Raw genomic sequence first — 15,553 nt, 5'->3', positions numbered from 1 at the left:
AATTATACAAGGTTATTATAGCCCATTTTCTCTAATATTTCGAGATGCAAATCTACTCTTTGCGGGTCGTTAGAGAGTTTTACACATTGGTACCTTACTTATAAAGATAGACTCTGCTCCCATCGAAAGGATATCTTCCTCTACCTCCCGACTTCCTAAAAAAACCGCAACCAACGATGGTGATCGTTGGTTGCGGCTGATTTATTAACTAATTTCCAAAATTTCTACTTCCATTTCTCCACCCGGTGTTTGTACGCTTACTTTGTCACCGATTGTTTTACCAAGAAGGCTTTGAGCCATTGGTGAATCATTGGAGATTTTTCCTTCGATTGGGTCCGCTTCTGCACGACCGACAATTTGATAGCTTTCTTCCTCACCGTCAGGAAGCTCCTTGAATTTTACGGAGCGACCGAGGGAAACGGTACTTGCGTCAGTGTCATCCGCTTCAATAATTTCTGCATTACGAATCATTTTTTCGAGCTGATTAATTCGTCCTTCAACGAACGCTTGCTCTTCTTTTGCAGAATCGTACTCGGAGTTCTCGGAGAGATCACCAAAGTCTCGAGCTACTTTTATTCGTTCAACGACCTCTTTACGTCGCTCGGTTTTCAAGTACTCTAACTCTTTTTCAAGCTTTTCTTTACCTTCAACTGTCATATAGTGTTTTTCTTCTGCCATGTCTTTCACTCCTCCAAACAATTTACTCACATAGCGAACGCTTTCATTTTTACAAGGCTAATTAATCATTATGAATGAGTCATGGATTTCGTCTATGGACAAAGGGTTTATCTAAGTCATATGACTGAAATGTAAAAGTATGATTACACAATCAGGGTACTCATAAATGATGAATACGTCTAAATATAAAGGTATTTTGTTCAAAACGCAAATAAAACGGATATAATTCAGACGTTTGGCCATATAAAGAAATGCTCAGCACCCACCTATTGCCGGGTGCTGAACGCTGTTCGCTTTGTAAAATGATTCCTTATTTCCTAATCCTATTATAAAATAGCTTTTTCTTCAAGAATGGTTTTGATTTTTGTGACCATTAAATCAATCGCCACTCTGTTTTGTCCGCCTTCTGGGACAATGACATCCGCATATCGTTTAGTCGGCTCGATAAATTGCAAGTGCATCGGTCTTACAACACTTGTGTATTGATCGATCACGCTATCGATTGTGCGCCCTCGCTCATTGATATCTCTCATCATACGTCGAATAATACGAATGTCTGAATCTGTATCTACAAAAAGTTTGATATCCATCATATCACGAAGACGTTCATCTTCCAAAATCAAAATTCCCTCAAGGATGATAACATCTCTTGGTTCGACCGGGATGACCTCATCACTTCTAGTATGGTTTTTATAATCGTATACCGGTTTATTAATAGGCTCGGAGCTCTTGAGGTGTTTCAGATGTTCCAAGAGTAAGTCATTATCAAATGCCAGTGGATGATCGTAATTTGTTTTAAGACGCTCTTCCATTGGCAAGTTGTCTTGGTTTTTATAATACGCATCTTGTTCAATCATCACGATGGATTGATCTTTAAACTGGCAGTATACCTCGTTTGCTACTGTTGTTTTACCGGAACCAGATCCACCCGCAACACCGATTATGATCGGCTTTTTATCCATTATAATACTCCCTTTCGCATCATATTATTAGGATAAAGAGGTCGATCAACTTTAAATCGCACAACCTGCATCGGATGGCGGGCTGCATCTAACTCTTTTCCTTTTTTGTCCCAGATCGTCTCTACTCTCTGAGTGAAATTATCAATTTGAGGTCCAAAGAACTCGACTTCATCACCAGGCTTGAAAATATTGCGTTGCTCAAGCGTGACAACCTTCGTTTCTTCATCGTAATCAAGCACAAGGCCTGTAAAGTCGTGAGAAGCTTGTTTCTTGTGATTTTCAAACAGTTGCTCCTCATGGCCAGGTGTGTTTTCAAAGAATGCAGGTGCCGTTGGTCGGTTCGCACACTTTGCAAGCTCTGTGAGCCATTCTCGCTTGATTTTGAAGTTGTCCGGATCAGCGCAATAGGCATCAATGACTTTTCGATAGACACTTACAACCGTCGCCACGTAGTGAATCGACTTCATACGACCCTCAATTTTCAAGCTATCAATCCCTGCTTCAACAAGCTTTGGAATCGATTCAATCAAGTTCAAATCTTTCGGACTCATAGCAAAAGGAGCATCCCCATCGTCAAACAGAGCAGTCTCTGCCATATCGTTCCCTTCATATAAAAAGTAATCCCATCTGCACGACTGACAACAGCCTCCTCGGTTGGAGTCTCTCGCCGTCATATGGTTACTTAAAACACAGCGACCTGAATAGGCAATACACATGGCACCATGAATAAACGTTTCAATTTCAATATCCACATGGCGCTTCATCTCAAGCATTTCCTCTAAGCTCACTTCACGTGCGAGTACGACACGCTCAAGCCCCTCTTCTTTCCAGAACTTCACCGCTTGCCAATTTGTAAGGGACTGTTGGGTGGATAAGTGGACTTCAAGGTTTGGTGCTGCGCTTTTACACGTTTCAATGATAAGTGGGTCTGCAACGATAATCCCGCTCACTCCAACACGCTCAAGCTCTTTTAAGTACTCTTCAAGACCTTCCATGTTTTCGTTATGAGCAAAAATATTTGTTGTTACATAAATCCTCGCATTGTGTTTATTGGCGTATGCTACTCCTTCGGCCATTTCATCAATGGAGAAGTTTCCCGCATTGGACCGGAGTCCAAATTCTTGTCCACCGATAAAAACAGCGTCTGCACCGTATTCTACGGCAATCTTTAATTTCTCAAGATTACCTGCAGGGGCGAGTAGTTCAGGCTTTTTCACTATGATTCGCTTACCTTCAACCGTTTTTTCACTGATCTTTGCCACATTCTTTCCCCCCTTAAAACACCGTTTCTTTAAAGAAGAAACCCGTATCGATCGAACGGTCTTTCGGTTGGACCTTTTTCACCTGTTCAAGTAATTCCTCTTTTTTATCAAAATAAAGGTCGGGGTCTTCCGCATAAAGGTTAAGCGCTTCTCTATATAGCTTCGTCACAGCTATAAGGTAAACGGAGTCCTTTAATAAACCGTCAATTTTGAAACTGTCGATTTGAGCGTCCATGAGCTCGTCCAATTCATCGATCATGCACACATCTTTCGGACTCATAATGTGAGTGCCGTTTCGATCTTCCCATATAGGATATTTATAATCCCGTTCTGGATCGAACAAGAAAAGGTTGCGATCTTTTCGTCTGCCTTCCACTTTTAAATCTTTTCCTTGGAACTCCATATAATTGCCAAGAAGTGTCCGTTTGGATTGGAACATGCACGTCATCCCGTGAACATGGACTTCAATGGGCACCTCTGCGTGTTCCTTAATTTCAACGACGGAATCCAAGTTCAGCTCACGGGCCAAGACAGCACGACTTGCTCCTTTTCGTCCCCAATAGTTTGCTGAATACCAGTTCGTAGCGGTAGTTTCTGTGCTCCAAAACAAAGGTAAATCCGGTGCAGCTTCTCTTGCAATCATAAGAACTCCAGGATCCCCAAACACTACGGCATCCACTTTTGCATCAGCTAGAAATGTAAGATAGTCAGGTAAAGCTGGAAGCATGTCGTTATGGAAAAGAGCGTTAACCGCCACGTAGACTCGCGCCCCACCTTCGTGAGCCGTATGAACCGCTTGTGTGATTTGATTACGGTCAAATTCTCCCGCAAGACGTAGCCCAAATCGCTGCTCCCCAATCATGAAGGCATCGGCACCTGCTTTTACTAAAGGTTCTATATCTTCCACACACGTTGGTGTTACAAGCAACTCAGGTTTGTGCATGTGTTTTACACCAGCCCTTCTTGATCGTTCTTTTTCACACTAACCATAAGTCCGTCTCCAATTGGGTAAATCATACTTTGGAGTCTGGTGTCTTTCATTCGTGTTTCATTGTATGTTTGAAGTCGTTTTACCATCGTCTCCATTCGTTTCTTTTCAGGTGTCTGTGTTCCAGCTACGAGTCCTTTAAATAGGATATTATCGGAATAAATGACCCCGCCCTCTTTTACCATTGGTTCATAGAGTTCAAAAAAACGTTCGTACTGACCTTTCGCAGCATCAATAAAGAGCGCATCGAATGGACCGAGTTCTTTTACTTCCTCGGCTACGTCAAGAGCATCTCCTTCAACTATTGTAATCTTGTTATCCACATGTGCCTGCTTATGATACATTTGGGCCTGCTTCAATCTTTCTTGGTCACGCTCAATCGTAACGACTGTTGCATCAGGAAGAGCGTCAACCATACGAAGAGAGGAATAACCAATCGCTGTACCAATTTCAAGAATACGTTTCGGGTGATGAAGAGTCATCATTTGAAGCATAGCACTAAGTCCTGTTTGCTCCATGATCGGCACTCGATCTTCTTTTGCAACCTCTTCCATTTCGGCAAGAATGCCTTCTCGTTTAGGTAGCAATTGTTCTATATAATGTTCCATCTTTTCGTGATCGTTCATAAAAAAAGGGCCTCCTTTTTTAGGTGCCGCCTGAGTAAAAATCTCACACATTCAGTTATAAACACCGACTAATTTTAACATAAAAAGAAAGGAAATGCACGAGGGCATTCCCTTTCAGCCAAGCTTTTTTACTTGTTAATCCCTGTGCTCACGTAGAACTTCATTATGATCTGCGTAAGTTTCGGTAAAGAACGATTGTCCATCCGGCGAATGATAGAAGTAACGGTAATTGTGACTTTCTGGCTTCACTGCCGCAACAATGGAGTTTTGTCCAGGGTTGTTAATTGGCCCAGGCATTAGTCCTCTGTTTACGTACGTATTATATGGGTGTTCATATTGTGTATGCTCCCTTAACGTTCTAGGCAGGTGCTCATTTAAAGCATAGTGAATCGTCGGATCCATTTGTAACGGCATGTCGTCTTCGATTCTGTTATAAATGACCCCGGAAATGGTAGCACGTTCATCGTCTCCAATGGATTCCGCTTCAATGACAGAGGCCATCGTAAGGATCTCATGGACGGAATACTCACCTTCTTCGATATCGCTAGCCAAGTTGTTCATGATCCCCTGGGTACGATCGAGCATCGCTTCAATGATTTCTTCCATCTCTGGATTTTCTTCAGTGAAATCATAACGTGCCGGGAACAAGTATCCTTCTATTGGGTGACGGATATTTTCATCTTCCAAGATCACCTCTTCAAGCATGTCGTATTGGTCAATAAGCTCCGTGATGTACTCTTCATCACTGATCAGCTCCATAAACTCATCGTAGTCATGTTCAGAGTTATCTGCGATGTGTTCAACAATTCGTTCAAGCCAGCGTCCTTCCGGGATCGTGAAGCTGAACTGATAATCTTCATATATGCGTCCGTCTTTCAACGCCTCGATAATATCATCCATATCCATTGATGGAGAGAGTTCATAATTTCCAGCTTGGAATCCACCTTCGTTTTTATAACGCACATAATAACGGAAGATCGAAGCATTGTTTATGATGCCTTCTTGTTCAAGGATGTTACCAATACTTGAACTTGATGAACCAATTGGAATTTCGACTGTCCTCACTTCATCGGAGTTTTCGTCAACAGGGCTTATGGCATTTGTGATATAAACGTATGTACCTATCCCTGCCCCAATAACGGAAAGTAAAATGATAACGAAGCATGCGAGAACAATTTTACGCACCAAGCTTGCTTCTTTTTGTTTTTCAATTAGTTTACTACTTACTTGTTTTTCTTCGTTTTGTTGTTGGTCTTTCTTTTCAGACAAGTCCTTCTCCCCCTTCCACACGTCCTCTATTATACTATAATCCGACAGGGTATCGATATTTTTTGCGACAATTTTTGTAATTGTTCAGGTCTATTGTAGTATGGATTTGTTGATGGGAAGGAATTCATTGTGATTTGGGATGGGTGATTTTTGGGGAGTTAAGAAGGGGAATAGTGAAAGGTGGGTTGGGGTGGTGAATGGACTGGTACTTGGGTTTTTGTTCATCATTATTGTGGGTTTATCCATCACTTTCACAATTTATCAATCACTTTATATGACTTGTTCATCACTTTCACAATTTATCAATCACTTTAGACGACTTATCCATCACTTTCACAATTTATCAATCACTTTGGACGGTTTATCCATCACTTCACCGAATTTCCTAATCACTTCTCTACCCCTCCACCAACCCAACTCCCCCACAAAACGCAAAAACCGCCCCATCTTCGGGGCGGTTCCACTACCTTTATTCTACTTCGTCTTCGTCTGCTGTGAACGTGTTTAGAAGCTCTTCAACCATTTCCCACTCTTCTTCTGATTCGATCGGGAATAGAGCGATGTCTTCACCTTCCGGCTCTTCGTACTTGAATGCGTGTACTTCAATTTCTTCGTCGTCTGTTTCGTAAGCGCCAGCTGGAGCTAGAACGATATAAGAGCTACCAGTGCTGTCAACGTCAAAGCTGAATAGCACTTCAAAAAGATGCTCTTCTCCGCTTTCGTCCGGGATCACGATTTGTTCTTGTTCTTCTGGTCTTTGCATACGTACGTCGCTCATGTTAAACCCTCAATTCTTTTCGTTTTTCGCAACCGGTTCATAAGTTGCGTTCGATTTACTTTGTTGATTGTTGACGGTCAAGATACCCTTGCAAGATCATCACGGCAGCCATTTTATCAATGACATTTTTCCGTTTCTTACGACTCACATCTGCAGACACAAGCATCCGCTCAGCTGCAACGGTGGACAACCGCTCGTCCCACATGGTTACCTCAAGGCCAGTTCGTTCTTTAAGTTGGTCGGCAAAGTGGAGACACGCTTCGCCTCGTTCACCGACCGTTCCGTTCATGTTTTTAGGCAATCCTACTACAATGGTAGATACGTCGTATTCTTTAATGAGGTGCTCAATGCGTTTAATGGAGGATTCTTCGTCACCTTGTTTCCACCTGATGGTCTCTACCCCTTGGGCTGTCCATCCAAACGCATCGCTTACGGCAACCCCAATCGTTTTCGTACCTACGTCAAGTCCCAACGATTTCATTACTACTCCTCTTTGTGCTGTGATAAATAGGATTTCACTAATTCCTCGATTAATTCATCCCGCTCGATTTTACGAATCATCGATCTCGCGTCATTATGGCGAGGGATGTATGCCGGATCACCCGATAGCAAATATCCGACAATTTGATTAATAGGGTTGTACCCTTTTTCTTCTAGAGATGCATAAACCGTAAGAAGAACTTCTTTGACGTCTGCATCCATTGAGTCATCGTGAAAGTTGAACTTCATCGTATTATCCATTGAACTCATCACAAACACCTCTCCAGTTTCTCCCACTTCACGTGGTGAATTTACCTACTTTCATTGTACACGAAAGAAGAACGTTTAGGAATTTCTTTTTACAAGCTCCGGTACGGCTTGAAGTGCTCCTTCAAGCTTAGATGGATCTTTACCGCCTGCCTGAGCCATATCAGGGCGACCACCGCCACCACCACCACAGCGTGTAGCGACTTCCTTGACAATCTTCCCAGCATGGTATCCTTCTTTAATCAAGTCTTGTGATACAGAAGCTACAATATTTACTTTTTCACCTTGATTCATTCCTAATACGAGAATACCTGATCCGAGCTTGTCTTTCAAAGAATCTGCCATTTGACGAAGGCCGTTCATGTCGGATGCATTTACCTTAACACTCAACACTTTCACACCGTCTACTTCTTGTACATCGTTTAAGACGTTGCCTGCCTCCACATTGCCTAACTTCGCAGAGAGTGATTCGTTTTCTTTTTGCTTGTCTTTAAGCTGTTTTTGAAGCTGTTGAATTCGGTTTGGCACGTCTTGAAGGTTTGACTTCAAGCTCGTTGCTGCTTCCTTTAATACGTTTACTTGGTTGTTCATGTGTAGATACGCATGTTTACCGGTTACCGCTTCGATTCGACGTACACCTGCTCCAATTCCTGCTTCTGAAACAATTTTAAACAAACCAATTTCAGCTGTGTTGTTTACGTGGCAACCGCCACAAAGTTCGAGGCTGTAGTCACCAACTTTAACTACGCGTACTTCATCTCCATATTTCTCTCCGAAAAGAGCCATTGCCCCCATTTCTTTTGCTTCTGCCAAGCTCTTATACATGGTGTGAACGGAAATGGCGTTCCATACCTTTTCATTCACAATCTCTTCGATTGCTTTCATTTCGTTCTCTTGTACTTGACCGAAGTGCGAAAAGTCAAAGCGTAGTCGACCCTCTTCTACAAGTGAGCCCGCTTGGTTTACATGTTCACCGAGTGTATCTTTAAGTGCTTGGTGAAGAAGGTGTGTTGCTGTATGGTTTTTGATCACACCATTACGATTTCCTGGATCAACTTTTGCACTAAGCCCCATATCTAGAGCGAGTGTTCCTTCTATCACTTCAACCGTGTGGAGGTTTTGACCGTTTGGCGCTTTTTGAACGTGTAACACGTTTACTTTAACCCCGTCTGCTTCGAACGTTCCTCGGTCGGCAATTTGACCACCGCTTTCTGCGTAAAACGGCGTACGATCCACGATGATTTGTGCTTGCTCACCAGCATCCACACGCTCAGCTAGCTCTTTGTCTTTTACAATCACTTTGACTACGGAAGGGATCTCTAATACATCATAGCCGATAAATTCACTCGGCTCTTTAATGTTACCTAATACTTCGTCTTGTGTTTGCATGGAACCGGAAGACTGTCGTGCAGCTCTAGCTCGGTCTCGTTGCTTGTTCATTTCCACTTCGAAGCCTTCTTTATCTACAGTAAAGCCTGCATCTGTCACATATTCTTCTGTTAGGTCCACAGGGAAGCCGTACGTGTCATATAAACGGAAAACATCTTCTCCAGATATTTCAGAGATGCCTTTCTCTTTCGCCTGGTCCATTACTTTGTTTAGCATGGCGAGACCTTCGTTCAAGGTCTCGTGGAAGCGCTCTTCTTCGTTTTTAATGACTTTTTGGATGAACGCCTCTTTTTGCTTCACTTCAGGATAGAACGGCTCCATAATTTCACCGACAACAGGAACTAGCTCATACATAAATGGACGTTCGATACCGATTTGTTTTGCGTAACGAACCGCACGGCGCAAGAGGCGGCGTAACACATATCCACGGCCTTCGTTTGATGGCAATGCTCCGTCGGAAACGGCAAAGGTTACTGTGCGAATGTGATCGGCAACCACTTTAAATGCAGTATCTTCTTCTTGAGACTTACCGTATTTTGTGTCAGCAATGGTTTCCGTTGCTTCAATGATTGGCATGAACAAGTCTGTGTCAAAATTCGTACGAGCGTCTTGAATCACACTAACCATTCGCTCAAGACCCATTCCTGTATCAATGTTTTTCTTCGGTAGAGGCGTGTAACTACCATCTTGGTTGTGGTTGAACTGAGAAAAAACTAGGTTCCAGATCTCAAGATAACGCTCGTTTTCTCCTCCTGGGAACATTTCAGGATCGTCCATATCATCGCCATATTCTGGTCCACGATCGTAGAAAATCTCCGTGTTAGGTCCACAAGGTCCTTCACCAATATCCCAGAAGTTTTCTTCCAATCGAATGATTCGTTCTTTTGGAAGCCCTACCTCTTCGTGCCAAATTTGAAATGCTTCGTCATCGTCCGGATAAATGGTAACAGAAAGCTTTTCCGGATCAAATCCGATCCACTTTTCATCAGTTAAGAATTCCCAAGCCCAGTGAATGGACTCTTTTTTAAAGTAGTCACCAATAGAGAAGTTCCCGAGCATTTCAAAAAACGTGTGGTGACGAGCCGTCTTTCCTACATTTTCAATGTCGTTTGTACGGATGGACTTCTGTGCGTTCACGATTCGTGGATTTTTAGGAATCACACGTCCGTCAAAATACTTTTTGAGTGTCGCGACACCACTGTTGATCCATAGGAGCGACGGGTCTTCATGGGGAACAAGAGGTGCACTTGGTTCCACGTCATGTCCTTTTTCTTTAAAGAAATCCAAATACTTTTGTCTTACTTCAGCAGATGTTAGTCGTTTCATCATTTATTTCCTCCTTCAATTGTCGTTACGTTTTGTTAAAACACAAAAAACTCCCGCCCCTGAAAAACAGGGACGAGAGAGATCTCACGCGGTACCACCCTGGTTACAGACGAATGCCTGTCACCTCGTAACACAATAACAGTGTGTCAACCGGCAGGGATTAACCTGCTCTCCGGAATAGCTGATCATTACTCTTCATCATGGACCTCTTTCAGCCTTGGGAGGTACCTCTCTTCTTTGATGGGCTGTAACGATATTGGTTCCTTCAACAATTTGTTGTGTATGCTTGTCTACTTGTCATTATAAAAATTGCTTCTATGTTTGTCAAACTCCTTAGCGTTCAATGACTTCCTTTTTTTCACGAAGTAGCTTTCGTATATGAATAATGAACACTTTTAAAACGGCCAAAAGAGGTACTGCTACTATAAGCCCCACTATTCCTGCCAGTTCCCCGCCTACAACAAGGGCAAAGATAATAAGCACCGGGTGCATGTGAAGGGATTTCCCTACAATGAGTGGACCAAGGATATTCCCTTCAATTACTTGGACCACAATCACAATTAATATGGCTAACAAAACCATGTTCATACTTTCTGTGAGAGCGATAACCAGTACAGGGAGCGCACCAATAATTGGACCAAAGTAAGGTATGATGTTTGTCACAGCAATAAACAAAGCGATTAATGATGCATAAGGAAGACCAATGAGCCAAAAGCCAATAAATGCAACCACACCCACCCCAATACATACAAGAAGCTGACCTCTGATGTAATTGCCGAGTGATTCATCCACGTCTTTAATGAGCTGTTTCCCCTCGCTTCTAAAACGTCTTGGGGTAAAATACCATACCACTTTATGAACAAGCCGGATGTCTTTTAGTAAGTAAAACACGATAAATGGAATGACGATGAATAGAAATAAAAAATCCAGTGCGGTTCTAAGAAAATCGATTAGACCGAGTAGAGCCTCTGCTGTAAATGCTTCTCCTTTATCAAGCCATGCTTCCATCTTGTCTTGAAAATTGTCCGGTAGCCATTCTGTTTGTTCGTGAAAGCTCACAACAAACCCTCTATATGTCCGACCCAACCGCGGCAATTGTTCAATAAGGTCCCGACCTTCTTGGATAACATAAGGTGTGGCTTTCACGATCCCTGTTACGAAAACAGCCAAGAACAAACCGAAAATTAAAAGAATTGAATACGGTCTGCGCACTCTCTTACGGTCAAGCCACTCCACTGCTGGATGAAGAAGGTAAGCAATAAAAACAGCCAATACGAACGGTAACACGATTCGGGCAATTTTGATCCATAGGGTTGTAAGCTCAACAATCATCATGTAAACCACAGCAATAATTACAAGTAATAATACAATGGCACTAAGCTTAACAAGTCTGTTCACAAGACGCTCGTTCATCAGATTCACCCCTCACCCATATAGGGTGCAACCAAGACGAGCCTTTTACTCAAAAAATTGTCAGGGGTCTTGTCAGGGGTCTGTCCCCGCACAATTTTGTGCGGGGACAGACCCCTGACAATCTGAAGAACCGGCAGGAATGTTCCTGCCGGTTCTGTTTGTTACGATATCGCTTTTTTAAACTTTCGCTGGTAACGTTTCATTTGGCGTTTGTTTGGAATGTAATCATCCAAAGCAAATTCCTCTAGAAAATTCGCGTTACTCATTCGCTTTTTCCACTTTTTACGCGTTTTCTTATCCATGCTCATCGCATAGTAAGCAGCGCCGGCACCGATTGCCATGAAGGATAAATACCTCATTCGTCTGTCACCACCAGTCAAAAGTCTGTTTCGACACGACGTTCCTCTTCTGCAAACAGGTCGTCTAGAGAACTTAAGCTCCCGTCCGCTTCTACTTGATGCAATGATAATCGACCGTTAGATAGCGTGAGTTCAATAAAACAGTTCCAACAGTAATATTGATTTGATCCAATTTTTCCGATGTCCTTGCCTTTACAGTTTGGGCAACGCATAACGCCTCTCCTCCAAGCACTTAACTGTGAGTCCGCAGCACCAACCGATTTTTTTCCACTTGTAAAGGCATCGTTGATTTCACAACATGTTTACCTTCAGTAAAGTCGGAGTAAAACCCATTGGTCACTTCATACCCTACAATCGTGCCCAGATCGTCAAGGAAATATACATCTTCTAGAAGTCCTGTCACGGCCCCGTCTTCCGTTAACAAAGGCTTTCCAAAAAGATGATTTCTCCCGACATGAAAGCGAAATAGTGAATCAGGTAAAACAGAAAGATCGTTTGCGTCTTTAATAAAGATCGCTGAAGGATCTGTTTTTACGATGGCATCCATTCGTAAGAATTTACGCTTTCGCCACCACTTCCTGCCCGCTACCCAAAAGCCGATCACACAACCGTCATCGTCTACAAAGAGATCGTTTATTTTACCCACGGTCGAACCATTCTCAAGTAAAAAAACGGGTGTTCCCTTGACCTTTTGAAATGTTCGCAAAGTGCATCACACTCCTTGAACATTTCTTAGTCTTTGGCAACACCCGTTTTATCATGCTGGTGATTCACTTCCAAAAATGCCTGTTTCAATTTTTCCCTTAAAGTTGTATTTCGATTGATCCCTTCCTCACGACTCACGGCAGTCTCCAAAGCTTGCCATTCCCCGCACATTAATAAGAAATCCCTCGCCCTTGTCACACCCGTGTATATAAGGTTTTTCCTTAACATACGATTGTAACTGCGAACGATCGGCATCACCACAATTGGGAATTCACTTCCTTGGGATTTGTGGATAGAACAACAATATGCATGAGTGATCTGGTTGAGATCCGACTTCGAATAAGCCACTTCGATCCCATCAAAGGAAATCACGATCATCGTTTGATTTTGCTCTGTTTCTTTTGGCGTAAAAATAGCGACAATTTCTCCCCGGTCACCGTTGTATACGTTCTCCTCTGGGTTGTTAACAAGCTGAAGCACCATGTCTCCATGCCTGTATATAACATCTCCGAAGGCTACTTCCCGTTTCCCTTCTTTCGCCGGGTTGAACAGTTCTTGAAGCATGTCATTTAACGCTGTCACTCCTGCATCACCACGATACATAGGAGCAAGGACTTGAATGTCTTTAGGCGTGTACCCTCTTGCAATCGCTCGTTCACAGATCTGAGTGACGGCACCTTTCACTTGTGGCATGTGACACGGGATAAATCGAAGATCACTTGATTTTCGATCCACTTCTTGAAGATTCTTTCCTTCTTTGATGGCATGAGAAAAGGTAATAATACTCGATCCTTCAGCCTGTCTGAAAATTGCAGTCAGTTGCGCAGACGGTAAAAGTTCAGTAGCTAAAATATCACTCAATATCTGTCCCGGTCCCACAGATGGTAGTTGATCTTCATCCCCCACAAACAACACTTGCATATCATCAGGAATGGCCTTTAACAGCTGGTTGCAAAGCCACGTATCCACCATCGACATTTCATCTAAAATAATCAAGTTTCCTTCAAGCTGATGATGTTCACCGTATTCAAAGTCGTCTTGATTCCCTTTAAAGCCTAATAGACGATGAATGGTTGATGCCGGTAGGCCTGTAGACTCTGTCATTCGCTTCGCAGCTCGACCTGTAGGGGCCGCTAAAATGACTGGGAATTGATCATCCTTTTTATACTCTTCCGGATTCACAGATACGCCTTTTAACTTGCCGTACACTTCCACAAGGCCGTTAATAACCGTCGTTTTCCCCGTACCCGGTCCACCTGTTAAAACCATGACAGGTGAGGATAGAGCCGTTTGTATCGCTTCTTTTTGTGTATCCGCATATTCAATTCCGAGCTCTTCTTCTACTTTGCCCAACGCTTTAAGAAATTCCGCTTGCGGAAAATTTTCCACCGATTTTCCTCGGCTAATGAGACGGTGCAAATTCGATACGATCCCTTTTTCCGCAAAATAAAGGGTGAGTAGGTAGATGCGCTCTTCTTCAACCATCACTTTGCCTTCTTCACCCATCTCAATGATTGCCTGGGCAATGTCTTGTTCTTCAACACGCTCTCGATCGCTCAATAGTCTTTTGGATGCCATAAGGACGTCTTTGACAAACGTGTACACATGCCCTTCATTCATCGTTTGCTCAGTTATGACGTAAATCACAGCAGCTTTTATTCGGTCTGGATGATTTCCTCTTAAGCCTCGGTGGTACCCTATAGCGTCAGCTTTGGCAAAGCCGATTCCTTCTACGTCCTCAATCATTTTATAAGGATTCTCTTCAATCACCCTCATTGCATCAAGCTTATATGCTTGGTACACCTTCATGGCAAGTTGAAGACCAAACCCGTACTCATAAAGGGTCAGAAGGACTTGCTCGACACCTTGTTCTTCTATGAGTGTGGAATAGATTTTATCCGCTTTATCTTTTTTTAATCCTTCCACTTCATAAAGGGCTTCTTTTCGCTCCAATATGGTAGAAATGGCTTGTTCACCAAGGACTTCCACAATTTTTTCTGCCGTTTTAAGGCCTACTCCAGGAAAACGATCGCTTGAGAAATAATGAATGATCCCTTGTTTCGTTTGAGGCACTTCTTTTCGGAACTGCTCAGCTTTAAATTGTTTACCAAATCGTGGATGATCCTTTATTTCCCCATGAAAAAGATAGGTCACATCGTATTCAAGCTTGGGTAGAATTCCAACGACCGTCAGTTCACGGTCGGGTAAGTCCAAGCTTGAATCTGTGACCTTAATTTTTGCAACGGTATATAAACTGTCTTCGTTATGATAAATCAGGTGAAGAAGCTCACCTTTTGCGAAATTGGTTTGCACTTGATTTTGTTCAGTCATCGTAAAAGACCTGCTTTCCCGCGCTTCCTCGATCTCCTCTTACTTCTTCTCCAGTTGCGCTTCAATTTGTTTTTTACCGTTATGACTGAGCACGTGGTCCGGCTGAATCTTGATCGCCGCATCAAACATATCAATGGCTTTTTGAGGTTCTTCTTTGTATGCGTAAGCGACACCTAAGTTAAAATAGCTGTCGGCATGCTTGTCGTCCAATACAAGGACATCTTCAAACGCTTCGATCGCTTGGTCTACAAGTTCAAGTTGAGCAAGTGTGAGTGCGTAATGGAAGTTCGCGTCAATGTCTTTCGGATTTAATTCAATTGCACGCTGTAGGCTTGGCAAAGACCGGGAGAGGTCCCCTTTCTGGTAATGACTGAGTCCAAGCATGTAATAGACATCCGACTCGTTTAAGCCATTTTCCAGAGAACGTTGATAAGCCTCAATGGCTTGGTCGAAGCTATCTTGATTAAAGAAAATGTTCCCTTTTCCATAATGAGCCGCTGCTGTTTTCTCATCGATCTCAATGGCTTTTTCAAAAAAACGAAGAGCTTTCTCATCTTCCTTAACTGCTGCTAAAAGATTACCGAAGTTTGTATAGGCTACCGGATCGGTTGGGTTTTCTTCGATTGCCTCATTCAATAATTTCGCGGCCGCTTCAAGATCCCCTTCTTTCATTTCTTTAACAGCCAACTGGTTTTTGTCTGTCATTTTTCTTTCTCCCCT

Annotated in this window: 16 protein-coding genes; all 16 read right to left on the bottom strand. The window is 42.9% G+C overall.

Annotation, left to right across the window (positions count from 1 at the left end; translation table 11 throughout):
• Positions 1 to 204: 204 nt before the first annotated feature.
• The 16 genes from greA to G476_RS0105010 all read right to left on the bottom strand — a co-directional run bounded on the left by greA (position 205) and on the right by G476_RS0105010 (position 15,538).
• Positions 205 to 678, bottom strand: a complete 474-nt coding sequence (greA, locus tag G476_RS0105085; protein ID WP_026689129.1) for a transcription elongation factor GreA — start codon at positions 676 to 678, stop codon at positions 205 to 207.
• 326 nt (positions 679 to 1,004) lie between these two features.
• Complete coding sequence (gene udk / locus G476_RS0105080; protein WP_026689128.1) at positions 1,005 to 1,640, bottom strand: uridine kinase; 636 nt, start codon at positions 1,638 to 1,640, stop codon at positions 1,005 to 1,007.
• Positions 1,640 to 2,902: a peptidase U32 family protein gene (locus tag G476_RS0105075; RefSeq protein ID WP_026689127.1), complete on the bottom strand. Its 1,263-nt coding sequence runs from the start codon at positions 2,900 to 2,902 to the stop codon at positions 1,640 to 1,642. The genes udk and G476_RS0105075 overlap by 1 nt, the downstream gene beginning before the upstream one ends.
• 13 nt (positions 2,903 to 2,915) lie before the next feature.
• Positions 2,916 to 3,845, bottom strand: coding sequence for a peptidase U32 family protein (locus tag G476_RS0105070; protein ID WP_026689126.1), 930 nt, complete (start codon positions 3,843 to 3,845; stop codon positions 2,916 to 2,918).
• A gap of 5 nt (positions 3,846 to 3,850) precedes the next feature.
• A complete protein-coding gene (locus G476_RS0105065; RefSeq protein ID WP_026689125.1) occupies positions 3,851 to 4,516 on the bottom strand; it encodes an O-methyltransferase in 666 nt (221 codons plus the stop codon).
• A gap of 135 nt (positions 4,517 to 4,651) precedes the next feature.
• Positions 4,652 to 5,785, bottom strand: coding sequence for an endolytic transglycosylase MltG (mltG, locus tag G476_RS0105060; RefSeq protein ID WP_026689124.1), 1,134 nt, complete (start codon positions 5,783 to 5,785; stop codon positions 4,652 to 4,654).
• A gap of 469 nt (positions 5,786 to 6,254) precedes the next feature.
• Entirely contained in the window at positions 6,255 to 6,563 is a 309-nt protein-coding gene (locus tag G476_RS0105055) for a DUF1292 domain-containing protein (RefSeq protein ID WP_026689123.1), read from the bottom strand.
• Between the two features lie 55 nt (positions 6,564 to 6,618).
• Positions 6,619 to 7,044 carry a Holliday junction resolvase RuvX gene (ruvX, locus tag G476_RS0105050; RefSeq protein ID WP_026689122.1) on the bottom strand — a complete coding sequence of 142 codons (426 nt, stop codon included), beginning with the start codon at positions 7,042 to 7,044 and terminating at the stop codon, positions 6,619 to 6,621.
• A gap of 2 nt (positions 7,045 to 7,046) precedes the next feature.
• The gene (locus G476_RS0105045; RefSeq protein WP_026689121.1) at positions 7,047 to 7,313 is read right to left on the bottom strand and encodes an IreB family regulatory phosphoprotein; all 267 of its coding nucleotides are present in this window, start codon (positions 7,311 to 7,313) and stop codon (positions 7,047 to 7,049) included.
• Between the two features lie 75 nt (positions 7,314 to 7,388).
• Positions 7,389 to 10,025, bottom strand: a complete 2,637-nt coding sequence (gene alaS / locus G476_RS0105040; RefSeq protein WP_026689120.1) for an alanine--tRNA ligase — start codon at positions 10,023 to 10,025, stop codon at positions 7,389 to 7,391.
• Positions 10,026 to 10,358: 333 nt separating this feature from the next.
• Positions 10,359 to 11,438: an AI-2E family transporter gene (locus tag G476_RS0105035; protein WP_026689119.1), complete on the bottom strand. Its 1,080-nt coding sequence runs from the start codon at positions 11,436 to 11,438 to the stop codon at positions 10,359 to 10,361.
• Between the two features lie 161 nt (positions 11,439 to 11,599).
• Positions 11,600 to 11,797: a hypothetical protein gene (locus G476_RS0105030; RefSeq protein ID WP_026689118.1), complete on the bottom strand. Its 198-nt coding sequence runs from the start codon at positions 11,795 to 11,797 to the stop codon at positions 11,600 to 11,602.
• Positions 11,798 to 11,814: 17 nt separating this feature from the next.
• On the bottom strand, positions 11,815 to 12,009 hold the full coding sequence (locus G476_RS0105025) for a hypothetical protein (protein WP_026689117.1): 195 nt from the start codon (positions 12,007 to 12,009) through the stop codon (positions 11,815 to 11,817).
• A gap of 20 nt (positions 12,010 to 12,029) precedes the next feature.
• Positions 12,030 to 12,503, bottom strand: coding sequence for a PRC-barrel domain-containing protein (locus G476_RS0105020; protein WP_026689116.1), 474 nt, complete (start codon positions 12,501 to 12,503; stop codon positions 12,030 to 12,032).
• Between the two features lie 26 nt (positions 12,504 to 12,529).
• The gene (gene recD2 / locus G476_RS21305; RefSeq protein ID WP_035186129.1) at positions 12,530 to 14,833 is read right to left on the bottom strand and encodes an SF1B family DNA helicase RecD2; all 2,304 of its coding nucleotides are present in this window, start codon (positions 14,831 to 14,833) and stop codon (positions 12,530 to 12,532) included.
• 39 nt (positions 14,834 to 14,872) lie between these two features.
• Entirely contained in the window at positions 14,873 to 15,538 is a 666-nt protein-coding gene (locus G476_RS0105010; RefSeq protein ID WP_026689115.1) for a tetratricopeptide repeat protein, read from the bottom strand.
• Between the last annotated feature and the right edge of the window lie 15 nt (positions 15,539 to 15,553).

Origin of the sequence: Alteribacter aurantiacus DSM 18675 (genome assembly GCF_000429705.1) — a bacterium.
Classification (GTDB): Bacteria; Bacillota; Bacilli; order Bacillales; family Salisediminibacteriaceae; genus Alteribacter; species Alteribacter aurantiacus.
This window is presented reverse-complemented; position numbering and strand designations above follow the sequence as displayed.

Excerpts from the sequence above, each read along its gene's own strand:
- greA (WP_026689129.1), bottom strand. The coding sequence starts at position 678 with ATGGCAGAAGAAAAACACTATATGACAGTTGAAGGTAAAGAAAAGCTT.
- udk (WP_026689128.1), bottom strand. The coding sequence starts at position 1,640 with ATGGATAAAAAGCCGATCATAATCGGTGTTGCGGGTGGATCTGGTTCC.
- G476_RS0105070 (WP_026689126.1), bottom strand. The coding sequence starts at position 3,845 with ATGCACAAACCTGAGTTGCTTGTAACACCAACGTGTGTGGAAGATATA.
- G476_RS0105065 (WP_026689125.1), bottom strand. The coding sequence starts at position 4,516 with ATGAACGATCACGAAAAGATGGAACATTATATAGAACAATTGCTACCT.
- G476_RS0105055 (WP_026689123.1), bottom strand. The coding sequence starts at position 6,563 with ATGAGCGACGTACGTATGCAAAGACCAGAAGAACAAGAACAAATCGTG.
- ruvX (WP_026689122.1), bottom strand. The coding sequence starts at position 7,044 with ATGAAATCGTTGGGACTTGACGTAGGTACGAAAACGATTGGGGTTGCC.
- G476_RS0105045 (WP_026689121.1), bottom strand. The coding sequence starts at position 7,313 with ATGAGTTCAATGGATAATACGATGAAGTTCAACTTTCACGATGACTCA.
- alaS (WP_026689120.1), bottom strand. The coding sequence starts at position 10,025 with ATGAAACGACTAACATCTGCTGAAGTAAGACAAAAGTATTTGGATTTC.
- G476_RS0105035 (WP_026689119.1), bottom strand. The coding sequence starts at position 11,438 with ATGAACGAGCGTCTTGTGAACAGACTTGTTAAGCTTAGTGCCATTGTA.
- G476_RS0105030 (WP_026689118.1), bottom strand. The coding sequence starts at position 11,797 with ATGAGGTATTTATCCTTCATGGCAATCGGTGCCGGCGCTGCTTACTAT.
- G476_RS0105025 (WP_026689117.1), bottom strand. The coding sequence starts at position 12,009 with ATGCGTTGCCCAAACTGTAAAGGCAAGGACATCGGAAAAATTGGATCA.
- recD2 (WP_035186129.1), bottom strand. The coding sequence starts at position 14,833 with ATGACTGAACAAAATCAAGTGCAAACCAATTTCGCAAAAGGTGAGCTT.
- G476_RS0105010 (WP_026689115.1), bottom strand. The coding sequence starts at position 15,538 with ATGACAGACAAAAACCAGTTGGCTGTTAAAGAAATGAAAGAAGGGGAT.